This is a genomic window from Maritimibacter alexandrii (assembly GCF_005871115.1).
In the GTDB taxonomy this organism is placed as follows: Bacteria; Pseudomonadota; Alphaproteobacteria; order Rhodobacterales; family Rhodobacteraceae; genus Maritimibacter; species Maritimibacter alkaliphilus.
The window spans coordinates 98,392-121,272 of record NZ_SWKQ01000009.1; the positions used below are offsets into that span (position 1 = coordinate 98,392).

Annotated in this window: 18 protein-coding genes; 3 read left to right on the forward strand and 15 right to left on the reverse strand. The window is 65.3% G+C overall.

Annotated elements, in window-relative coordinates; all coding sequences use genetic code 11:
* Positions 1-42: 42 nt before the first annotated feature.
* Positions 43-966 (forward strand): DMT family transporter, encoded by a 924-nt coding sequence (locus tag FCT00_RS01245; RefSeq protein WP_008334785.1) that lies wholly within the window; start codon positions 43-45, stop codon positions 964-966.
* On the opposite strand, the gene glmM is transcribed toward FCT00_RS01245, so the two are convergent.
* From glmM to FCT00_RS01295, 10 genes are all read right to left on the reverse strand, one after another.
* Entirely contained in the window at positions 963-2,309 is a 1,347-nt protein-coding gene (gene glmM / locus FCT00_RS01250) for a phosphoglucosamine mutase (protein ID WP_138421532.1), read from the reverse strand. The genes FCT00_RS01245 and glmM overlap by 4 nt on opposite strands.
* 2 nt (positions 2,310-2,311) lie before the next feature.
* Complete coding sequence (gene folP / locus FCT00_RS01255) at positions 2,312-3,277, reverse strand: dihydropteroate synthase (RefSeq protein ID WP_138421533.1); 966 nt, start codon at positions 3,275-3,277, stop codon at positions 2,312-2,314.
* Positions 3,274-4,194 (reverse strand): dihydroneopterin aldolase, encoded by a 921-nt coding sequence (locus tag FCT00_RS01260; protein WP_008334780.1) that lies wholly within the window; start codon positions 4,192-4,194, stop codon positions 3,274-3,276. The genes folP and FCT00_RS01260 overlap by 4 nt, the downstream gene beginning before the upstream one ends.
* Positions 4,195-4,251: 57 nt before the next feature.
* On the reverse strand, positions 4,252-4,896 hold the full coding sequence (locus FCT00_RS01265) for a cell wall hydrolase (protein WP_235888914.1): 645 nt from the start codon (positions 4,894-4,896) through the stop codon (positions 4,252-4,254).
* A gap of 153 nt (positions 4,897-5,049) precedes the next feature.
* Entirely contained in the window at positions 5,050-5,697 is a 648-nt protein-coding gene (locus FCT00_RS01270; RefSeq protein ID WP_138421534.1) for a cell wall hydrolase, read from the reverse strand.
* Positions 5,698-5,875: 178 nt separating this feature from the next.
* Complete coding sequence (ppdK, locus tag FCT00_RS01275; RefSeq protein ID WP_138422531.1) at positions 5,876-8,443, reverse strand: pyruvate, phosphate dikinase; 2,568 nt, start codon at positions 8,441-8,443, stop codon at positions 5,876-5,878.
* An 84-nt stretch (positions 8,444-8,527) separates the two neighbouring features.
* A complete protein-coding gene (gene glyS / locus FCT00_RS01280) occupies positions 8,528-10,756 on the reverse strand; it encodes a glycine--tRNA ligase subunit beta (RefSeq protein WP_138421535.1) in 2,229 nt (742 codons plus the stop codon).
* A 106-nt stretch (positions 10,757-10,862) separates the two neighbouring features.
* Positions 10,863-11,738 carry a DUF1206 domain-containing protein gene (locus FCT00_RS01285; protein ID WP_138421536.1) on the reverse strand — a complete coding sequence of 292 codons (876 nt, stop codon included), beginning with the start codon at positions 11,736-11,738 and terminating at the stop codon, positions 10,863-10,865.
* 57 nt (positions 11,739-11,795) lie between these two features.
* Complete coding sequence (locus tag FCT00_RS01290) at positions 11,796-12,287, reverse strand: DUF6446 family protein (protein WP_138421537.1); 492 nt, start codon at positions 12,285-12,287, stop codon at positions 11,796-11,798.
* Positions 12,284-13,222, reverse strand: a complete 939-nt coding sequence (locus FCT00_RS01295) for a glycine--tRNA ligase subunit alpha (RefSeq protein ID WP_008334770.1) — start codon at positions 13,220-13,222, stop codon at positions 12,284-12,286. The genes FCT00_RS01290 and FCT00_RS01295 overlap by 4 nt, the downstream gene beginning before the upstream one ends.
* Before the next feature lie 147 nt (positions 13,223-13,369).
* Here FCT00_RS01295 and FCT00_RS01300 point away from each other — a divergent pair, with 147 nt between their 5' ends.
* Entirely contained in the window at positions 13,370-15,124 is a 1,755-nt protein-coding gene (locus FCT00_RS01300; RefSeq protein WP_235888915.1) for a serine protease, read from the forward strand.
* 53 nt (positions 15,125-15,177) lie between these two features.
* Here the strand turns inward: FCT00_RS01300 and FCT00_RS01305 are convergent, their stop codons facing one another.
* On the reverse strand, positions 15,178-16,284 hold the full coding sequence (locus FCT00_RS01305) for a cystathionine gamma-lyase (protein ID WP_138421538.1): 1,107 nt from the start codon (positions 16,282-16,284) through the stop codon (positions 15,178-15,180).
* Positions 16,284-17,732: a TrkH family potassium uptake protein gene (locus FCT00_RS01310; RefSeq protein ID WP_008334767.1), complete on the reverse strand. Its 1,449-nt coding sequence runs from the start codon at positions 17,730-17,732 to the stop codon at positions 16,284-16,286. The genes FCT00_RS01305 and FCT00_RS01310 overlap by 1 nt, the downstream gene beginning before the upstream one ends.
* Before the next feature lie 157 nt (positions 17,733-17,889).
* Between FCT00_RS01310 and FCT00_RS01315 the strand changes: the two genes are divergently transcribed.
* The gene (locus FCT00_RS01315) at positions 17,890-19,491 is read left to right on the forward strand and encodes an FMN-binding glutamate synthase family protein (protein WP_138421539.1); all 1,602 of its coding nucleotides are present in this window, start codon (positions 17,890-17,892) and stop codon (positions 19,489-19,491) included.
* A gap of 2 nt (positions 19,492-19,493) precedes the next feature.
* Here the strand turns inward: FCT00_RS01315 and FCT00_RS01320 are convergent, their stop codons facing one another.
* From FCT00_RS01320 to FCT00_RS01330, 3 genes are all read right to left on the reverse strand, one after another.
* The gene (locus tag FCT00_RS01320; RefSeq protein WP_138421540.1) at positions 19,494-20,459 is read right to left on the reverse strand and encodes an NAD(P)-dependent alcohol dehydrogenase; all 966 of its coding nucleotides are present in this window, start codon (positions 20,457-20,459) and stop codon (positions 19,494-19,496) included.
* Between the two features lie 24 nt (positions 20,460-20,483).
* Complete coding sequence (folE2, locus tag FCT00_RS01325; protein WP_008334763.1) at positions 20,484-21,587, reverse strand: GTP cyclohydrolase FolE2; 1,104 nt, start codon at positions 21,585-21,587, stop codon at positions 20,484-20,486.
* A gap of 81 nt (positions 21,588-21,668) precedes the next feature.
* The gene (locus tag FCT00_RS01330) at positions 21,669-22,847 is read right to left on the reverse strand and encodes an aminotransferase class I/II-fold pyridoxal phosphate-dependent enzyme (protein ID WP_138421541.1); all 1,179 of its coding nucleotides are present in this window, start codon (positions 22,845-22,847) and stop codon (positions 21,669-21,671) included.
* Positions 22,848-22,881: the final 34 nt, after the last annotated feature.

A 22,881-nucleotide genomic window follows, 5' to 3' on the forward strand; every position in this document is an offset into this window, starting at 1 on the left:
CCCGGCCCTGCGCCGGGGTCTTTTCGTCTTTCGGAGGACCGCATGACGACACCGCGCATCACACCGGCCAGCTGGGCCATGTTCACCACGCTTGCGGTCGTCTGGGGATCGACCTTCCTGATCGTCGAGATCGCGCTTCGGGGCGTCGGCCCCGGCTGGGTCTCGGCCGCGCGCGTTGTCTTCGCCGCGATCCTGATGCTCGCGGTCTGGGCCGCAAACGGTTTTCGCCTGTTCGAAAGCAAACCGACGCGCGGTGACTGGGGCCTGCTGATCTTCGTCTGCCTGTTGTCCGCGACCTTTCCGTTCCTGCTTCTGCCATGGGGCCAGCAATACGTCACATCGGCCTTCGCGGGCGTCACCATGGCGTCGATGATCTTCATCGTGCTGCCGATGGCGCATTTCATGGTCCCCGGCGAGCGGATGCGGCTGCGCTCGACCATCGGGTTCCTGATCGGGTTCGCCGGGGTCGTCATCCTGATCGGGGGTGAGACACTGACCGCGCAAAGCGACCCCATGGCGCTCTGGGGCGGTCTTGCGGTGTTCGGAACGGCGGTGTGTTACGGCGTCGGCTCGATCTATATGCGGCGTCTGCCGCCGATCGACCCGCTGGGCCTGTCGGCGATGATCATGATCGTCGGTGCGGTGGGCACGGTGCCGGTCGCCTTCGCCTTGGACGGCCCGCCGCCGATGCCGGACCGGACCACCTTCATCGCGCTGGCGGTGCTGGGTCTGATCCCGACGGCGGCGGCGAACTTTCTGCGCACGGTGCTGATCCGGTCGGCTGGCCCGACGTTCCTCAGCCTCGTGAACTACATCGTCCCGCTCGTCTCGGTCGCGCTTGGGGCGGCGCTGTTGAACGAGGCGCTGCCGCCGACCATGCTGCTTGCCCTCGTCGCGATCCTCAGCGGCATGGCGATCAGCCAGTGGGAGGGGTTGGTGCGCGTGGCCCAGCGCCTGCGGGCCTAGGCGGTCGCGCGTTCGACTTCGGCCACGATCCGGTCTACGACCTGCGTGAGGAACGTCTCATCCTCGCATTCGGCCATGACGCGGATCAGGGGCTCGGTTCCCGATTTGCGGATCAGCAGGCGGCCTTTGCCGGTCAGATCCTGCTCGCTCGCCGCGATCACTTTGCGAACATTTTCATCGTCAAGCGGCGTCTGACCTGCCTGATACCGTACGTTTTTCAACAATTGCGGCACGGTGTCGAAGACCTGCGTGAGGTCCGAGGCGCGCTGCCCCGTCTCGACCATAGCGGCGAGAAACTGAAGCCCGGCCAGCAGTCCGTCGCCCGTCGTCGCGTAGTCGGTCATCACGATATGACCCGACTGCTCGCCGCCCAGATTGAAGCCGCCTTCGCGCATCCGCTCGACCACGTAACGGTCGCCGACCTTGGTGCGCTCGAGCCGCAGGCCCTTGCCGCCAAGATACCGCTCAAGTCCGAGGTTCGACATCACCGTCGCGACCAGCGCCCCGCCCCGCAGCGCACCTTTTTCCGCAAATCGCCCCGCCATCAGCGCCATGATCTGATCGCCGTCGGCCACGCGCCCGGTTTCGTCGATGATCATCACGCGATCCGCATCCCCGTCGAGGCAGATGCCCACGTCCGCGCCATGATCCAGCACGGCCTTCACGGCGGTGCGGGTGTCGGTCGAGCCGCATTCGAGGTTGATGTTGGTGCCGGTCGGCTTCACCCCGACCTCGATCACCTCGGCCCCAAGCTCCCACAACGCCTCGGGCGCGGCGCGGTAGGCGGCCCCGTTGGCGCAGTCGATCACCACCTTCAGCCCGTCCAGACGGTGATCCGACGGGAAAGTGGTCTTGATGAATTCGACGTAGCGATGCCGCCCTTCGTCGATCCGCCGGGCGCGACCGATGTTTTCGGGATGCGCCAGTTCCACCCCTTCATCGACCATCCGTTCGATATCGGCCTCGGCCTCGTCCGACAGTTTGAAGCCGTCCGGGCCGAAGAACTTGATCCCGTTATCGGTGAAATGGTTGTGGCTGGCCGAGATCATGATGCCAAGATCGGCGCGCATGGAATGGGTCAGGTGCCCCACGGCGGGAGTCGGCACCGGGCCGAGGAGGAGCACGTTCATCCCCGTCGAGGTCAGGCCCGCGGTCAGCGCGTTTTCCAGCATGTATCCCGACAGGCGCGTGTCCTTCCCGATCACGACCCGGTGGTCGTTCTTGCCGTCCGAGCGAAAGAACCGCCCCGCCGCAGCGCCGAGTTTCAGCGCCATTTCGGCGGTCATGGGGTGGCTGTTGGCCAGCCCCCGCACCCCGTCGGTGCCGAAGAGTTTTTCCGCCATGCTCAGACCTCTCCATCCAGCGCGGCCATGAGGGCCAGCGCCTGTGTCGTTTCCCGCGTGTCATGCACCCGGATGATATGCATCCCCTGCGCCGCACCGTGAAGCGCGATGGCAAGCGAGCCGCCCAGCCGATCCTTCGCCTCGGGCGCATGGCCGATGGTGCCGATGAACCGCTTGCGCGACACGCCCAGCAGCACCGGCAGGCCGAAGTCGTGCAGAAGCGTCAGGTGGCGCAGAAGTTCGAGGTTGTGCTCGAGCGTCTTGCCAAAGCCGATGCCGGGATCGGTGATGATCCGGTCACGCTTCACACCCCGGTCCACCGCAAAGCCGATACGCCGTTCGAGGTGATCCATCACCTCGCCCACGACATCCTCGTAGCTCGGGTTGTCCTGCATCGTGTCGGGCAGGCCCTTGGCATGCATGAGGCAGACCGGAACGTCGCGTTCGGCGGTCAGATCGGCGAGTTCGGGATCGAACTCGAAGGCCGACACGTCGTTGACGATGTTCGCGCCTGCGTCCAGCGCGGCCTCGGCCACCCGCGCCTTGCGCGTGTCGATCGAGATGGGCGTGGTCACCCCCGCCGCGCGCAGGGCTTCGATCACCGGGGCCGTCCGGCCGATCTCTTCGTCCACCGCCACCTCTTCCGCGCCGGGGCGCGTGGATTCGCCGCCGATGTCGATGATGTCGGCTTCGCCCGCCATCGCGATCCCGCGTTTGACCGCCGCGTCGAATCCGGCATGGTCGCCGCCGTCCGAGAAGCTGTCGGGGGTGACGTTCAGAATGCCCATGACGCGGGGCCGGTCGAGGGTCAGGCCGCAAAGATCAGGGCGCAGCGCCGACAGCCGGGCACGAACGTCGGCATCGTCAGGCCCCAGAACCTCATCGAACCAAGCCCCCCGAAGCCCGGCGAGGGGAAGCGCGGTGTCGGGGCGCGAACCCCGGCGCGCGATGGGCTCCGAACGACTCAAGGCGCCTCACCGATGCCGAGCGCGCGGGCGGGAATGTCGGTCTCGGGCAAAGCGCCCCCGACCGAAAGGATTTCCTGGGCCTGCATCTGATGTGCGAACCACGCGGTCAGGGCCAGCGGGTCGGTCACGTCTGCGTCGTGTCCATCGACTGCATCCAGCACGATCTTGGACGGCGCCCAGACGCAGATCTGGCCGTGTTTCATCGCCCAGTCGAGTTCGGTGCGCGTGCCCACGACGACACAGCGGCGGTCGCGCGCGGCAAGGAGCCACGCATTGATTTCGAGCGACAGAAGGTCGATCCGCCGTTGCGGCAGGTCGCGATTGGCAACCGGCACGGGCTGGTCCGCATAGCCCACGGTCAGGATCGCCGGGGCCTTCCACGCCTCGAGCGTGTCGAGCAGGCCGATCAGTTCGGGGGCGGCGATGGCCGCGTTGGACAGGTGAACCACCACGGGATGCGGCATCTCGGCGCCGGACATGGCGACCGGCGCGCTTTGCCCGCGTGTCCTGACGATCTCGACCCCAAGGGCGCCGGGGCCACGGTCGAGCTTCTCGATCCTCACGAAGGTGCGTTGTGCCTGTGGCGCGGCAAGGATGCGGTCCGCCACGCGTTCGGCCAGCGTTTCTAGCAGGTTCAGGCGTTCGGCGGCCAGTTCGAAAGCGATGGATTCCGTGATCGTGTCGTAGGACAGGATCTTGTCCACATCGTCCGCCACCGGCCCTTCGGGGGCCGCGACCTCGACCACGATGTTGAAGCGCAGGCGTTGGGTCGTGCCGCGCTCCTGCTGAAACGCACCGATTTCGGCCTCGACCACGTGATCGCGCAGGGAAATCCGATCCGGCGGCGCGGCCGGTTGACCGTGCGCTTCGGAGCGGGCCTCGGGGTGCTCGAAGGCAAGACGGGTTTCAGAACTCATGCACGTCTCCTTGGCGGCGGAAAATGCCCCAAGGGGGTCCGAATGGAAAGCCGAAACTCAGCGGTAGAACCGATGCGTCCCGATGTTCGCCGTGATGGCGAATTCCTGCGCCCAGTAGGGGTCGACGTAGGTCGCATGATAAAAGGTCGCGCCATTGGTCAGAATGCGCGGCCCGTCCTTCATCATCGCCGCCGCATAATGCCCGGCCCGATCCCACGCCCGCTGATCGGTCACCGTGTCGGGCAGGCCGTCACAGGTATAGGAGAACTGGCACCGATAGCGTTCGCCGGTGCCCTGATTGACCACGCCGCAGATTGTATCCGGCCAGCGATCATTGTCGACACGATTCAGGATGACTTCGGCCACGGCCACCTGACCCTGAAAGGACTCGCCGCGGGCCTCGAAGTAGATCGCCTCGGTCAGGCAATACCACTCGGGGTCTTCCTCCTCCGGCGCGCCGCCTTTGGACGAAAAGATCACATCGAGTTGCTTGAGCGCCTTGGGCCGATCCTTGGGGCGGATCGACCGGGAGGGCGCGAGCAGAGAGTGGTCGGCAGGCTCGCCGGGTTCCAACGCGACCCGCGACAGGCCCCCGGTGCGTTCGGTTTGCATAAGCGGCGAAAGCGATTGCATGTCCATCCCGGCGTTGGCCGAAGACGCAGCACAGAACACCGCGAAGGCGGCGCAGATGATAGTCCTCATGTGTCAGTCCCAGGTTGTCCCTGCCGAATCGGCGGGTTGTCAAATCCGGGACGCCGTAAAAAAGAAGCGGTCGCGAGTCCACTTTGAGGGAAAGATCAGGCCGGAAGCGTCATATCTCCGCCGATCGGGCACCGCGCGGATCGGCTTTTTCGCCTAGCGGTAGAATTTGTGCACGCCGATCTGCGCCGTGTGCGCAAGCCGCCGGGCCCATCCGGGCGACACGCGGATGGTGTGGTAATAGGTGGCGCCGTTGGTCAACGTGCGCGGCGCGCCGTCCATCATCACCCGCGCGACCTTGCCGACCCGGTCCCACGCGGCGCGGTTGGTGATCGTTTCAGGATAGCCGTCACAGGTGAACGAGAACTGACAGGCGTGCTTGCGCCCGGTTCCCTGCGAGATGACCCCACACAGGTCGTTGGGAAAGGCCGCGCTGTCGACACGATTGAGGATGACCTCGGCCACGGCGAAAAGCCCTTTGTGCGTTTCGCCGCGCGCTTCGAAATAGAGCGCCTCGGTGAAGCAGCGCCATTGTTCGCCGCCGGTCGCGACGGGCTGTTTGGAAAGCCAGACCTCATCGGGCTGCGCGGCGGGTGCGGCGGGCTTGCGGCGGGGAAACAGCGACCGCTGCGGCGCAAGGCGCGTGATTTCCTCGATGCGGGAGGGCGAGAGGGTTTCGAAACTCGCACGTTCCTGACCGACCAGAGCGTTCAGGGCTTCGGCCGGGTTGAACACGGCCTCGGCCCGCGCGGTCGGTGCACAGGCCAGTGCGGCGCACATGGCGAAGATCAGATTGCGTAACATCAGACGTCCCCCTTCCCCCATTCGGCGGAGTTTGTTTCCGCTCATTATCGGGGGTGGTCATACGCCAAATTCCGCCGTCGGTCCAGTTTTTGGAAAAATTCGCTTCGTCACGCAACATATTGGCATTGCGCGGGATTTATCCACAAGGTGTGGACAAGTTCGGGATTGCCAAGTGAAATCAGCGGGTCACGCGCGCACGCCCCACCCCTCGGTCGAGGATGGCGAGATGCGCGGCAGCCAGGCGCGCGACGGGCACCCGGAAGGGCGAGCACGAGACGTAATCGAACCCCGCCTTGCGGCAGAACGCGATGGATTCCGGGTTGCCGCCATGTTCGCCGCAGATCGCGAGCGTCACATCGGGGTTGGCCGACCGGCCACGCTCGGCCCCCATCTGAAGAAGCTCCCCCACCCCTTCCACGTCGAGCATGTGGAACGGGTCTTCGGGATAGACCTGTTGCTGCACGTAGCGGCCCATGAACCGGCCCGCATCGTCGCGCGACAGGCCATAGGTCATCTGTGTCAGGTCGTTGGTGCCGAAGGACAGGAACGCGGCATGCTGGGCAATCTCGCTCGCCCTGAGGGCGGCGCGCGGCGTTTCCACCATGACGCCGAGACGATAGGTGAAATCCACCCCCCGCTCGATACGCACGGCGGCGGCCACGGCATCGACGCGGGCCTTGACCAGTTCCACTTCGCGCTTGGCCGAGACCAGCGGGATCATGATTTCCGGCACCACGGGTGCGCCGCCTTCGTCGGTGGCCTCGATCGTGGCCTCGAAGATCGCGCGGGCCTGCATGTCGTAGATTTCCGGCACGGTGATGCCAAGGCGCACGCCCCGCATCCCGAGCATCGGGTTGAATTCGCTCAACGCCTCGACCCGTCGTGTGACGTCGGAGACCGGAATGTCCAACGCATCGGCCAGTTCGCGCATGCCTTCGCGGCCCTGCGGTAGAAACTCGTGCAGCGGCGGGTCGAACAGCCGGATGGTGACCGGAAGGCCGGACATGATCTTGAACAACTCGCGGAAATCGGCGCGCTGCATCGGCTCGATCCGTTCCAGCGCGGTGCGCCGATCCTCGGCCGTGTCGGCAAAGATCATTTCGCGCATGGCGAGAAGGCGGTCGTGGTCGAAGAACATATGTTCGGTCCGGGCGAGCCCTATCCCCTCGGCCTCGAACATCCGCGCCTTGGCGGCATCCGCCGGCGTGTCGGCATTGGCGCGCACGCCGATGTCGCGCGCGTTGTCGGCCCAGGCGAGAAGGGTCTGGAACGCGTCACCCAGTTCGGGTTCGAGCATCCGGGCGGTGCCGATAAGCGCCTCGCCCGCCGAGCCGTCGATGGTGATGATGTCGCCTTCGCGGATCACCCGGCCATCGGCGGCAACGATCTCACGCTTCTTGGCATCGAGCTTCATGTTCGATGCGCCCACGACGCAAGGTAGGCCGAGACCACGGGCGATCACGGCCGCGTGCGAGGTAATGCCGCCCCGTTCGGTCAGCACGGCTTCGGCAGCGTGCATCCCGCGAATGTCCTCCGGCGTGGTTTCGCGCCGGACGAGGATGCATGGCTCGTCCTGCGCGGCGCTGGCCTGCGCCGCACGCGACGAGAACACCACCTTGCCGGTGGCGGCACCGGGACTGGCCGCGATGCCGGAGGCAAAGGCGTCACGCGGGCCGTCCGGATCGACTTGGCTGTGCAGAAGCTCGGTCAGCGAACGCGGGGGCACGCGCATCACCGCCTCGTTCTCTGAGATGATCGCGTCCTGTGCGAGTTGCACGGCGATGTGCAGGTTGGCGCGCGACGTGCGCTGCACGCGGACCGCATCGAGGATATAAAGACGCTCGTTCTCCAGCGTGAATTCGATCTGCATTTCTTCGCGCAAGCGGTTGCGGCACAGGTCGCCGTATCGCTTGAGGTCTTCGAACACCTGCGGCAGCTCGTCCTCGATCGACCGCCCCCGGTCGTCGCGGGCCAGATACATGATCGCCCGCGCATCCGGGTCGCCCAGCGCGTCGCGCCCCTGGCTTTGGCACAGATAGCGCCCGCGCAACTGCCGCTCGCCAGTCTGGCCGTTGACGAACTGGATCACGCCGGAGCCGGACATATTGCGCCCGAACCCGATGGCCATGGCCTGCACGACCAGACCGAGCCCCGCATCCGCCGGCGCGCCGCGCGCCTCACGCAACAGGCGGGCCGTCGTCCCCTCCCACGCCCGCGCCATCGAGCGCAGGACGTTGGAAAGCTGTGTCGCCGTGTCCTGCGGAAACGGTTCGTCGGTTTCTTCTTCGTAGATCGCCTGCGCGCGCTTGATCGCGGCAGGGTCCATCGGGGCCTTGATCTCGAACTCGTCGGGGTCGAGGCGGGCGACGTGGATGGCGTAGGAACGGATGAAGCGCAGATAAAGCGCGGTCGCCGCAACCTCTCCATGCGTGCCGATCAGCCGCTCGTAGGTCGCGTCGTTCATCCCGATATTCAGGATCGCGGACGGTCCGCCCCAATCCGGGTCTTCCGACGAGGGGCGCACGGACAGAAGCGGTGCGTCGCCGAACGAGGCGAGCATCATGCCGATGTCGGGCAGCGTGCCCTGCGATATGTCGTGGACGGTGGCGAAATCCAGCGCGACGGTCGTCGGCACCGGCATTTCAAGACGGATCAAGCGTTGCAGGCATTTGGCACGGCCGCCATGCCGGTTCACGTCGATCGAAGCGGTCGGCGTGATTTCGACAAAGCCCTTGTTGAGCACCATATTCTGCACTGCAGCATCTCCTGATGGCTCCAACATAGTCCTAGCACGTCCACTTACAATATCGTCCTAATGACCTACGGGTTTTTACGTACCATCGATCCGCGTCAAATCTGCAACACTCATGCATATATCGCGAATTCGTGCCAGCAAATTCAAACGGTTGCGCCGAACGATCTGGTTTTCCGTGTTGATCTGAACGGCTTCGAAAAATGCATCGATCGGGGCGCGCAGGTCCGCCATGACCGACATCGCACCTGCGAAATCCTCGGCCTCCATCGCCGTCTTGAGCGGTCCGGCGGCTGAGTCGAGCGCGGCGAACAGCGCCTTTTCCTCGGCCGCTTCCGCGAATTTCACATCGGCCCCGAACGAATACTCCACCCCGTCCTTTTCCTCGGCCTGCGTGAGGATGTTGTTAGCACGTTTGAAGCCCTGTGTCAGGTTCGCCCCATCCTCGGTCGCAAGGAAGGCGGCGAGCGCGCGGGCGCGTTTGACCAGCAGCGTCAGGTCATCGTTGCCCGGCATATTCAGGCAGGCATCGATCACATCGTGGCGGATACCTTCGTCGCGCAGGTGGACCTTGAGCCGGTCGTGGAAGAAGGCCAGAAGGTCGTCGGACAGGTCCGGCACGGCCGTCTTGAGCCCGGCCAGAGCTTCGGCCCCGTCGCGATCCTTGAACGCATCCAGAACGGTTTCCAGCGCGGCGGCGAATACGCCGTGGTCGGCGATCTCGTCGATCATCATAGCGACGCCATCGTTCGGCAGGGCCGCTTCCCGCGCGCCCTTGAGGCGCAGAAGCTGCATGTCGAACACGGGGTCCAGATTCAGGCGCAGGTCGTTCGCCAGCACAAGCCGGATCACACCAAGGGCCGCGCGCCGCAGCGCATAGGGGTCTTTCGACCCGGTGGGCTTTTCGTCGATGGCCCAGAAGCCCGTGAGCGTGTCCAGCTTGTCGGCCAGCGCCACAGCGACCGAAACCGGGGCGGTCGGCACGTCGTCGGACGGGCCGAGGGGCGAGTAGTGGTCGCGGCAGGCATCGGCCACGGCATCGGACAGACCCGCACGTTTCGCGTAATACCGCCCCATGATCCCCTGCAATTCGGGGAATTCGTAGACCATTTCCGATGCGAGGTCGGCTTTCGCCACCTTGGCCGCCAGCACCGCCTCGTCCGGTTCCGCGCCCACCATCGGCGCGATCCGCCGGGCCAATGCGGCGATCCGTTCGATCCGCTCGGACTGGCTGCCCAGCTCGCGGTGGAAGGTCACATTGGTCAGACTTTCGGACATCGAGGTCATGCCGTGTTGCGCCACCGTGCGCAGGTCGTTTTCCCAAAAGAACTTGGCGTCCGACAGACGCGCGGCCAGCACCTTTTGGTTGCCCGCAAGGATCGTCGCGCCGTCATCGGCGGTCTCGCGGTTGGCGACGGTCACGAATTTCTCGATCCGGCCCGTCTTGGGATTCTTCACCGAAAAGAATTTCTGGTGCTCCTTCATCGAGGTCTGGAGCACCTCGGGGGGCAGGTCGATGAAGTCGGCGCCGATGTCTCCCATGAGGACCACGGGCCATTCGACCAGCCCGGCCACCTCGGACAAAAGCCCCTTGTCCTCGACCAGCTCGAACCCCGCCGCGAACGCGGCCTGTTCGGCGTCATGCCAGATCGTCTCGGCCCGCTCGGCCGGGTCGAGCACAACGCAGGCCTTTTTCAGCTTGGCCTGATAGTCGTCGAAGGACGACACCTTGAACGACCCCGGCGCCATGAAGCGGTGGCCCTGCGTGGTGTCGCCCGCCACGATCCCGTCGATGTCGAGCGGCACGACCTCGGCCCCGCCCTCGTCCGACAGGATGCACAGGATCGAATGCAGCGGACGCACCCATTTCAGGCTGCCCGCCCCCCAGCGCATCGACTTGGGCCACGGGAAGTTGCGGATGGTCTTTTCCAGCACCTCGGCGACGATGTCGGCTGCCGGGCGGCCCTTTTTTGCGATCACGGCGTACCAGGCCTGCCCCTTCTTCTCGTCGCGCGCTTCAAGCTGATCCTTGGTCAGCCCGGTCGAACGCAGGAACCCCTCCAGTGCTTTTTCGGGCGCGTCGGTGCGCGGGCCTTTGCGCTCTTCCCGCGTGTCGGGCGACATGGCGGGCAGATCGGTGAGCGTCAGGCACAGACGGCGCGGCGTGGCAAAAGCCGCCGCCCCGCCATAGGTCAGACCCGCCTCGACCAGACCGTCGGTTACGAGTTTCTTGAGATCCTCGGCAGCGCGGCCTTGCATCCGTGCTGGGATTTCCTCGGAAAAGAGTTCGATCAGGAGATCGGCCATATCGGTCTTCCACGGTCTGTTGGCGCCATCAGGCGGGGTCCGGGCCGTGTTACCGAAGGGGGGATGGGACGTCCAGAGGCAGCGGGCCCCGGGACGTCCGCTTGGGTCAGCTTACCCGCGCGATGGCGCGTTCGAACGTGGTGTCGAAGCGGCCTGCGAGCGTCTTGGTGTCCGGGCTCGCGCAGCGCGGCACGATCCGGTAGCGGGCCTCGGCAAAGCAGTAGATCGCGAAGCCGACAAGGCCGATGGCCAGCGCGCCCAGCAGGATGCGCCCGAAAGGCTGCGCCCGCACGGCTTCGAACGCCTGACCCAGCCCGCCGGCCTGCGACGGGTCCGCCGTCCAGCCCGCGCCGATCAAGAAAAAGCCGATGATCGCGATGACGACGCCGTGCGCAACAAGACCGAACTTGATCGCCGGGTCCAATGCCTGCGAGCGCGGCGACTGGCGCATGTGGCGTTTGTATTTCTCCTTGAACCCCTTGTAGCCGTAGTAGATCCCGGTCCCGACCGTGGCCGCGCCGATCGCGATGAGCACCCATTTGCCCCACGGCTCCTGTTGCAGCACCCATGAGGCGAGGGTTTTCACGCTGTCGCTTTCCCCGCCGCTCGACCCGATGGCCTGACGGGCCGCCGACACGGCGAGGCCCGCGTGGATCGCGCCGGTGATGCATAGACCCGCACGCGCGATCAGGCCCTTGGCCCCGGTCCCGTGAAGTTCGAGATCCCACCACGCGGCGACGAAGCGCCAGATGGCATAGCCCAGCAGACCCGCCGCCACGACCCAGAGGAGCGGCACGCCCCACGGCTGGTCGCGAAGGCTCGCGAGGGCGGAGGAGGTGCCTTCGGCTTCGCCGCCCGTCCAGGCTGCGAGGAAGGTGAGGACACCGAGGATGACATAGGTGACGCCGCGCGCGGCGTAACCGAACCGCATCAGCGGCACGACCCAGCCGGGCGGTTGGTCGAGATCGAGGGTGGTGGACATGGGGCAGCTCCGATTGAGGATGCTACCCCAATCCCCTGCCCCGGCGTTAAGTTCCGATCACTGGATCGGCTCGCTGCCCTCGTCGTTGAATTTCTCGTTGAGCTGATGCCACGCGAAGGCGCGACCGTCGGGGTAGACCGCGATCACGCGATCCACGCCGTCGTGGATGTTCTTTTCGCTGAGAAACGCCACCGCCTGACCGTCCTCCAGATCGGTGCCGATTTCCTGCGCGTCGAAGCAATCGAACCAGCCGGGCGCGTTGAGCGGCGTCGGCTCGGGATAGGCCACGTATGTCTCCTGCATCGTCGGGCTGGACATGCCGGCGGTGAAACAGGCGCGGAACCGGATCGGGCTGGACGAGCCGTCGATGGCCTCGATGTCATCCGCGATGATCGGCTCGGCCAGACCGGTCGAGATGTTGACCATCGTGAAGCTCACCTCTTCCGCGTTCACCCGGTCGTAATAGGCGTAGACCTGCGTGTAGTAGAGGACGATCCCGAAGATGAGTGTGACCACGACGATGAACCCCGCAACAAGTTTTCCGCTCACGCCGCGCTCTCCGCGCTGAACCCGCCCGCCTCGGTCTGCACGAAGGCGTCGGCACAGAGTTTGGCGAGCGCGCGGACGCGGCCGATATAGGCCTGACGTTCGGTGACCGAGATCACGCCGCGCGCGTCGAGCAGGTTGAAGATGTGGGAGGCCTTGATGCACTGGTCATAGGCCGGGTGCGCCATGACGATGCGCTTGCCGGTCTTGGGGTCTTCGGCTTCGTGCGACAGGATCGACTGGCACTCGCGTTCCGCATCCTCGAAATGGCGCAGCAGCTTTTCGGTATCCGCCGCGTCGAAGTTGTGGCGGGAGTATTCCTCTTCCGTCTGCCGGAACACATCGCCATAGCTCAGGGGGATGGGCGACTGCGGGTCGTTGAACGGCATCTCCATAACGTGATCGATGCCGAGCACGTACATGGCGAGGCGTTCGAGGCCATAGGTCAGTTCGCCCGAGACCGGGCGGCAGTCGTGCCCGCCGACCTGCTGGAAATAGGTGAACTGGCTGACTTCCATGCCGTCGCACCAGACCTCCCACCCAAGACCCCAGGCGCCCAGCGTCGGGCTTTCCCAGTCGTCCTCGACGAAGCGGATGTCATGAAGCGCCATGTCGATCCCGATGGCTTCGAGCGAGCCGAGGTAAAGCGCCTGCAAATCCGGCGGCGACGGTTTGATAAGCACCTGATATTGATAGTAATGCTGAAGCCGGTTCGGGTTCTCGCCATAGCGCCCGTCGGTCGGGCGGCGCGATGGCTGGACATAGGCCGCAGCCCAAGCGTTCGACCCCAGCGCGCGCAGCGTCGTGGCCGGGTGAAACGTGCCCGCGCCGACCTCCATGTCGTAAGGTTGCAGGATCGCGCAGCCCTTGGACGCCCAATAGGTCTGAAGCCGCAGGATGATTTCCTGAAAGCTCTTCGGTTTCGTGAATTCGGCCATTTCGTCACCTCGCGCGATGTCCGCGTCTCAATAGGACTGCCACAGGTCAGGGTCAATCGACCGGGCCGATATTGACCTCGCCGGATGGGTCATGTGTTACTGATCCGAATGAAATTTGCAGGGGCCCCGAAGGGGCAAAGAGGACATATGAAGCGGCTCACCGGGGCGATCACACTATTTGCGGGACTCATGGGAAGCACGTCTGCTTTCGCTCAGGATACCTTCTGGGTTCAGGTCGAGGCGAACACGACCCTCACCGAAGCGCAGAATGCCACGCGGCTTTATGATGCGGAGCTCGACGATGTGGTGGGTTTCCGCCTCGGTGCCTCCGGTTGGTATGCCACCGCGCTCGGCCCCTATTCCGAGACCGAGGCTGCCGCCGTGCTCGTCGATCTGATCCGCAGCGGCGCGGTGCCGGGTGATGCCTATGTGTCGGACGGCGCGGCCTTCGGTCAGCAGTTCTGGCCCGTCGGCGCGAACAGCCGGACCGAGGCGGACGAAACGCCCGCGGTCACGGAAACGCAGGCAGAAGCGCCGGTGATCGTGGCCGAGCCGGAGCCGGAACCCGAGCCGATTATCCCCGAAGAAACCCCGCAGGAAGCGCGCCAGTCGGAAGCCCAGCTTGACCGCGAAGCGCGCGAGGCGCTTCAGATCGCCCTTCAGTTCGAGGGCTTCTACACTTCCGGCATCGACGGCGCCTTCGGCCCCGGCACGCGCGGCGCGATGGCGGCTTGGCAGGACGCCAAGGGATACGAGGCGACCGGCATTCTGACGACCCGACAGCGCGACGAACTGATCGGCGACTACAACGCCGTGTTCGACAGCCTCGCGCTCGCCTCGGTCATGGATCAGGACGCGGGCATCGAACTTATCATGCCGACGGCCATGGTCGACTTCGACCGTTACGAGGCCCCCTTCGCCCATTATGAGGGCGATCAGGGCGTGCGCGTCGTGCTGATTTCGCAGTCCGGCGGACAGTCGACGCTTTACGGGCTTTACGACATCCTCCAATCGCTCGAAGTCGTGCCGACGCAGGGCGAACGCTCGCGCGGCGAGAACAGCTTCGAGATCACCGGATCAAACCGCGACATCGTCAGCTACACCTATGCCGAGGTCGTGGACGGGGCGGTCAAGGGTTACATGCTGATCTGGCCCACCGGCGACGAAAAGCGCCGCAACATCGCGCTGTCGGCGATGAAGGATGGGTTCGCGTCCACCGGGCCGACCGTACTCGACGACAACGCCGGGCTGGACGAGGCCATGCAGAGCGTGGACCTTGTGTCCGGTCTGGAAATCCGCCGGGCCGACCGGGCGCGCACCGGGTTCTACGTGGCGGGCGACGGCACCGTGCTGACCACCACCGAAGCGGTCGCCGGATGTTCCCAGATCACGCTGGACGAAAGCTACCCGGCCAGCGTCGTCGCGACGGACGAGGCGCTCGGCGCGGCCATCGTGAAGCCGGAACAGGCGCTTGCCCCGCTTGCGGTCGCGTCGCTGTCCTCGGGCGAGCCGCGCATCAAGTCGGACCTTGCGGTCGCGGGCTATTCGTTCGGCGGGCGGCTGTCCTCGGCCACGCTCACCTTCGGCCAGTTGGCGGACATCAAGGGGCTGGACGGCGAAGACAATGTCTATCGGCTCGACCTCGAAGCGCAGGATGGCGATGCGGGCGGTCCGATCGTGGACAATGCCGGCATGGTGCTGGGTATGCTGAAATCCGACAGCGACGGGAGCCGCCAGTTCCCCGACGAAGTGTCCTTCGCCACCAAGGCCCCGGCGCTGGCCGCGTTCCTCGAGGCGAACGGCGTGGTCACGGAACCTGTGATCCCGGCGTCGTCCCTGTCGCCCCACGCGCTTGCGGTGAAGGCCGCCGATATGTCGGTGCTGGTCAGCTGCTGGGAGTGAGGCGCGCCGCCGTTTGAACAGGAAAACGCGCCCTCCGGGGCGCGTTTTTCGTATCAGAGCGCCGAAAGCGCGGTGTCGAGGGCCTGCCAGAGCGGGTCCACGGGTTCGATCCCGACCGACAGGCGCACGAACCCCGGCGCCACGTCATCCCCCCAGCGCGCGCGCCGTTCGGCCGTCGAATGGGTGCCCCCGAACGACGTGGTCGGCGCGAGCATCGCACAGCCGTTGATAAAGGCTTCCGCCGCCGCCTCGTCCTTGAGCGTCAGACCGATCAGAAACCCGAACCGCGTCATCTGTTTCGCCGCGACGGCATGGGCCGGATCGCCTGCAAGGCCCGGAAACCGCACCTGCCCGACCGCCGGATGATCCGCCAGCCGTTCGGCGATCACCTGAGCGTTCACGCACATCCTGTCGAACCGGACCTCCAGAGTCTCCAGCGACCGATGCAGGAGCCACACCTCGAACGGGCCGGGGATCGCGCCCGACAGCTTGCGCCACTGCGTCACCTCGTCGAGCAGCGTCGCATCGCGGGTCGCCACATGCCCCATGAGCACATCGGAATGCCCGCCGGGCGCCTTGGTGTCGGAGGCGACGACCACGTCGGCGCCAAGGTCCAGCGGGCGCTGTCCGAACGGGGTCATGGTCGTGTTGTCGACCACGCTCACCCCGCCCGCCGCACGAATGGCCGCGCAGGCCCCGGCAAGGTCGATCACGTCCAGACCGGGGTTGGAGGGGGTTTCGAGGAACACGAGGGCGAAGCCGTCATAACCGCCTCCGGAAAAGGCGACGGTCGGACGTTCGACGACCTCGACCCCCAGCTTGACAAGGTAACGGTCGGCCAGAAGCCGCGTCGTGTAATAGCCGTCGGACGGCACCAATATCCGGTCGCCCGCCTTCAAGACCGCGAACAGCGCCGCCGAGATCGCCGCCATGCCCGAGGGGAACACGCGGACCGGCGCGTCTTCGATCAATGCCAATGCCTCTTCCACCGCGTCCCAGACCGGGTTGTCCATCCGGCCATAGCCCGCCACCCCCGGCTCGGGGTTTCCAGGCAGGTTGAACATGGACGCCATCGTGAGCGGCAGGGCGAGCGGATCGCCCTTGGCCAGCCCTTCGGCACGCAGGTGTTGCAGGCGCGCGGCGCGCTTTTCGTCGGACATCAGCCCCTCCAGAACCGCATGGTGAACAGAACGTAGACCGACAGAAGCTCAAGCCGACCGACCAGCATCGCTGCGGTCAGGAGCCACTTGGCCGTGTCGTTCAACGTCGCGAAATTGCCGGACGGCCCGATGGTATCGCCCAGACCCGGCCCGATGTTCGCGATCGCCGTCGCGGCCCCGGAGAGCGAAGTCACCATGTCCAGCCCGGTCATGCTGAGAAGCACGGCGAGAATGCCGAGCGAGACGACGAACATGACGAAGAACGCCATGACCGACGACAGCACCGCCTCGGAGATCGGCCGCCCCTCGAACCGGGGGGTGAACACGCCGTGGGGCGCGAGGATCTGCATGATCCGGGCGCGGATCGCCGCGATCAGGATCTGGTAGCGGAAGATCTTGACCGAACAGGCGGTCGACCCCGCGCAGCCCCCGATCAGGCCCAGAAAGAAAAAAGCGACGATTGGGAACGTGCCCCAGAGCTGGTAGTCGACGCTGGCATAGCCGGTGCCGGACATGATCGAAGTCACGTTGAACACGCCCTCGCGAAAGCCATGTTCGAAATGGTCGCCATTGGCCACGAGGCGGTAGATCGTCATGACCAGCGTGATGACAAGGATCGTGCCCAGATAAGCGCGGATCTGGCTGTCGCGAAACAGCGGCTGGGCCGTGCCCGCGACAAGCTGGATGTAGCGCACGAACGGCAGCGAGGCGAGGATCATGAAGACGGCCGCGACGTATTCCGGCGCGCCCTGATAGACGCCGAAACTGGCGTCATGGGTCGAGAACCCTCCGGTCGACATGGTGGTGAAGGCGTGGTTGATCGCGTCGAAGGGCGTCATGCCGACGAGCAGATAGGCGAGCACGTTCAGGATCGTCAGGGCAAGGTAGATCCACGTGATCCGCCCCGCGATTTCGGCGGCACGCGGCAGCACCTTGCCCATCGTGTCGAAGGCCTCCGAGCGGAAGATCTGCATCCCGCCCACGCGCAGTTCCGGCAGGAACACCATCGCGACGACGATGATCCCGATACCGCCGAACCATTGCAGCATCGAGCGCCAGACGAGCAGTCCCTCGGGCATCGCGTCGAGCCCCGAAAACACCGTCGATCCGGTGGTGGTGAGGCCCGACATCGCCTCGAATATCGCGTCGACCGGGCGCGCCTGAATCTCGCCGAAGATGAAGGGGAGCGCGCCGAACAGCGGGAGCGCCACCCAGATCAGCGTGGTCAGCAGGAAGGTCTGTTGAACGGACAGCCCCCCGCCCACACCGTTCGCCGTCGCGATGGACATAGCCGCGCCGAACGTCACCGTGATGATCGCGGATTGCAGGAACACCGTCCAATCCGGGCGACCGAAGAACAGATCGACCATCATCGGCAGCAGCATCGTCACCCCGAGCACGGCGACGACCAAACCAATGACGTAGACCACGGGGCGCAGATCGAACATATGAAAGCACTGGCCTTGCCCGCGAGGACTGTCAAGCGAGAGCGAACGCCCGTGCGCGGGATGCTTGACAAGTTGTCGCACCCCCTGCGACGCTCATCTCGGACAGGGGAGGAACGTGTCGCGTCCGGGCTGGGGGACGAGGCAATGGAGGCCTGTCATGTCCAACATCCGCTATCTGCCCTACGCGCTTCTCGTCCTCGCCATCCCGGCGGGTATCGCGCTGGCCTTCGCCATGCCGTTCTGGGGCGGCGTCATCGCCGCGCTCGGCGCGGTGGGGGCGGCGGTCGGCACCTACGACCTTGTCCAGCGCAAGCGCGCGGTGCTCAAGAACTATCCGGTCTTGGCACGCATCCGGTTCCTGCTGGAATCGATCCGGCCCGAAATCCGGCAGTATTTTCTGGAAAGCGATCACGAAGAGGTGCCGTTTTCGCGCGAGCAGCGCGCGCTCGTCTATCGCCGGTCCAAGGGGCTCGAAGGGCTGCGCCCGTTCGGATCGCTTCGCGACCAGCATCAGGTCGGGCACGAGTGGATCAACCATTCGCTCATGGCGCGGCATCTCACCGACCACGACTTTCGCGTGACCTTCGGCGGGGGGCAGTGCGACAAACCCTATTCGGCGAGCGTGCTGAATATTTCCGGCATGTCGTTCGGGGCGCTGTCGCCCAATGCGGTCGAGGCGCTGAACATCGGCGCCAAACGCGGGACTTTCGCCCAGACCACCGGCGAAGGCTCGATCAGCCGGTTCCATACCAAACATGGCGGCGACCTCGTCTGGCAGATCGGGTCGGGGTATTTCGGATGCCGGGACGGAGCTGGGCGTTTCTCGCCCGATGCCTTCGCGGCCCGTGCGACCGCCGATCAGGTGAAGATGATCGAAATCAAGCTGTCGCAGGGGGCCAAGCCGGGCCACGGAGGCATCCTTCCCGGCGCCAAGGTCACCGCCGACATCGCCGAGGCGCGCGGCATTCCCATCGGGGTCGATTGCCTGAGCCCGCCCGCGCACTCGGCCTTTTCCACCCCGGTCGAGATGATGGGTTTCATCGCGAAGCTGCGCGACCTGTCCGGCGGCAAGCCCGTGGGCATCAAGATGTGCGTCGGCCACCCGTGGGAGGTATTCGCGATCTGCAAGGCGATGGTCGAAACCGGCGAGCACCCGGATTTCATCACCATCGACGGATCGGAAGGCGGGACCGGAGCCGCACCCGCCGAGTTCGCCGATCACATCGGCGCGCCGCTGCGCGAGGGGTTGATGCTGGTGCAGAACGTGCTCGTCGGCCTCGGCCTGCGCGACAAGATCCGGCTGGTCTGTTCCGCCAAGCTCATCTCGGCCTTCGACATGGCGCGGGTCTTCGCCCTTGGGGCCGACACCTGCAACATGGGGCGCGGCTATATGTTCTCATTGGGCTGCATTCAGGCCCAGACCTGCCACACCGGGAAATGCCCCACGGGTGTCACGTCGCAGGATCCGGGCCGCTACCGGGCGCTGGACGTGAACGACAAGGCCGCGCGGGTCTATCAGTTCCACGAAAACACGCTGAAGGCGCTGGCCGAGACGATCGGGGCCTCGGGCCTGACGCATCCCAAAGACCTGAAGCCCGACCACCTGATGATCCGCATCAACGCGCGCGAAGTGCGCTCGGCACGCTCGCAATACGACTGGGTCGAGCCGGGGGAATTGCTGGATCACAACGTGACCCACCCGGCCTTCGCGAAATTCTGGGACATGGCCCGCGCCGACAGTTTCGCCGCCGCCATCTGAGGTCAGCGCGGCTTCACGTCTATAACCACGATCCCGGTCTTTTGCTCGGTGGCGACATGGGCGTAGGCCGCCGAAATGTCGTCTAGGTCATAGTGACTGTCGATGACCGCGCGATACCGCCCGTCCGCCAGCATGTCGCCCAGAAACCCGATGACCTCGCGCGGGTCGCGCGGCATCCCGATCACCACGCGGCGCGAGCGTGTGATGGCGGACCAGAGCGACAGCCAGACGGTCTGCCCCCAAGGGCCGAGGTCCGAGGCGTAATATGCGCCATGGGGTTTCAACAGCTTGCGACAGGCCGGATAGGTCGTCTTGCCCACGGCGTCGAAGACAAGGTCGTAGCGTTCGGGCCGGGCCGTGAAATCCTCGGTCATGTAGTTCACGACCAGATCGGCCCCCAGCACGGCCGCGAGGTCCGTGTGGCGCGTGCCGACCACCGCCGTCACACGCGCACCGCGCGCCTTGGCGAGTTGGACCGCTGCCGTGCCGATGGCCCCTGACGCGCCGTAGATCATCACGTTCTGCCCGGGGGCGAGCCCGAAGGCTTCGAGATTGCTGTGCGCGTACCACGCGCCCTCGCCCACCACCGCCTCGTGAAACGCGAGCTTGTCGGGGATGTGGCCAATCGCGCCGTCCTCGGGCACGGCCACCCATTCGGCGTGGCATCCATAACGCGATGGCGCGAGGCCGAAGACGCGGTCGCCGATGGCGAACCGGCTGGTGCCGGGGCCGACCTCGACGACGACGCCGGCGAAGTCAATGCCCAGCACCGGGTGTTTCGGGCCGGTCAGCCCGGTGACGAGGCGCGCGAACCACGGGTGGCCACGAAGGGTTTCGCGGTCGGTCCGCGTCACGGTGGTGGCATGAATTTCCACCAGAACCTCGCCCGCCCCCGCGACAGGGCGTGGCATGTCCCGGATTTCCACCACGTCCGGCGGTCCGTATTTCGGCGCGAATGCTGCTTTCATGTCCCGGTTCCCCCGGGACAGACCTTAGCCTTGATGGATCAGGGTTGAGAAGAGGCGCGGGTCGAGCGATTGGGCGCGGAACGTCTCGCCCTCGGTCAGGATCGACACGGCATCGTGGCTGTGCAGGCTTTCCTGATGGCTCGCGACCACGCGGAAATCCCCGATCCGGTCGTCAGCCTTGAGCTGTTCGGTGAAAAGCCGCGCGGCGTCCTCCACGAAGATCGGGTTGGCGGCGTTCAGTTCTGCGAACGCCTGTTCGTCTTCGCGTTTCACCATCACCTGCGTTTCGGTCGGCACGGCGGCGCGGCACAGCTCGATCAGGTCTTCGAACCACAGGCAGCACTGGCCCGGCGCGACCTCGACCGACACCCGCGCGACCGACCGCTGCGAATGCGGCGTGGCAAGCTGGCCGCGGGTCTGGCGCGCGTGCTCGCTCAGTTCCAGCGAGCAGGGGCAGGTCGACGAATAGACATAGTCGAGGTGCATGAAGTGGCGGCGCACGCCCTTGGTTTCGACCAGTTCAAGCGCGATGTTGTAATACTGATAGCCTTCCAGCCCCGACCGCAGGCTTTTCACCTTCATCGGGAAGGAAAACGACATTTCGATCCGCGCGTCGAGGCTTTCCAGATCGGTCTTGTAATCGTCCAGAGCGGCTTCGATCACCTCGAACGAGAACGTCTTTTCAGCATGAGCATAGAACGAGCGCATGATGCGGCTCATATTGATGCCCTTCTTCTCGGCCTCAAGGCTCACCGTGCCGGTGACCGAGGTTTCGAGCTGAAGATCGCCATTGTCGCGGGTGCGGTAGCGCAGCGGCAGGCGGAAGTTCGAAATCCCGACATGCTGAATGTCCTGCCGTTCGCCTTGGATGAGCGAGGCGGGACCGTTCTGAAGATCGGGGAGCGTCGCCTTGTAATCCGCATCCGCCTCGAAGTCTGGATCGTAGGTGCGCGACAGCGCCGGATAGTTCGACACCTCGCCACCGGGCAGAAGCCGCGAAATCGCGGGGTCCAGTGCGGCCACCTCTTCCGGTGTCGCGCCGCGCGCCCAGTCGCGCAACGTCTCCAGCGCAGCCTTGGCATCGTCGAGTTCCGGCGCGGCAAGCACCTTGGACGGAATATGGTTCATGGCAGGCCCTCCCGGACTGTCCGCGGCCCCATATGTGGGGTCCGCTTCAGGGATTTACCAGTTTACGTCTGCCGTGTCGCGTCAGATCACCGACAGGGCTTGTTCGATATCCGACAGGATGTCCTTGGGGTCTTCCAGCCCGCAGGAAAACCGGATCAGCCCGTCGGTGATGCCCAGCGCATCCTTCTGGTCCTGCGGCAGCCGCTGGTGCGTCGTCGTCGCCGGGTGCGTGGCGATCGACTTGGCATCCGCGAAGTTGTTGGAAATAATGATGAATTCCAAGGCGTTCTGGAACCTGAACGCCCCGTCCTTGCCCCCTTTCACCTCGAACGCCAGCACCGTGCCGCCCGACGGCGCCTGAGCCTTGGCGATCTCGTATTGCGGGTGCGACGGGTGCAACGGATAGCTCATCCGGCTGATTTTCGGATGGTCGGCCAGCGCGTTCGCGATGAACAAAGCCGTGTCGGACTGTGCGCGCACGCGCAGGTCGATGGTTTCGAGCGCCTTGAGGTGCGTCCACGCCGCGAACGGATTGATGGCCCCCCCGGTGTGCTTCATGTAGGTTTCGATCGGGCCACGGATCAGTTCTTTCGTGCCGCAGATCGCACCGCCGAGCATCCGGCCCTGCCCGTCCACGTGCTTGGTCGTGGAATAGACGATCAGGTCCGCGCCCAGATCCGCCGCATAGGAAAAGACCGGCGTAATCATCGCGTTGTCCACGATGACGAGCGCGTCGTTCCTGTGCGCCACGTCGATCACGTGTTTCAGGTCGATGACCTCCAACGTCGGGTTCGAGATCGACTCAAGGAACACCAGCCGCGTGTCGGGGCGGATCGCCGCCTCCCACGCCGCGTTGTCGGTGCCGTCGACCAGCGTGATTTCCACCCCGAACCGCCCCAGCACCTCTTCGATCACATAAAGACACGATCCGAACAGGGCGCGGCTCGACACCACATGGTCGCCCGCCTTGGTCAGTGCCATCAGCGCGCCGTTCACCGCCGCCATGCCCGAGGTGCAGGCGAAGGCATCCTCGGTCCCTTCCATCTGGGCGAGGCGGTCTTCGAACATGCGGTTGGTCGGGTTGCCGTAGCGGGCATAGATGAATTCGTCATCGCCTGCCTCCACGAACCGCGCCTCGGCGGCTTCGGCGGAGGGATAGGAAAAGGCCTGCGTCATGAACATGGCCTCGGACAACTCGCCATACTGGCTGCGCCGGATGCCGCCGTGCACGGCGCGGGTGCGTTTCGAATACTTGTCCATGTCGCCTCTCCAACAAAAAACGCCCAACCGGAAA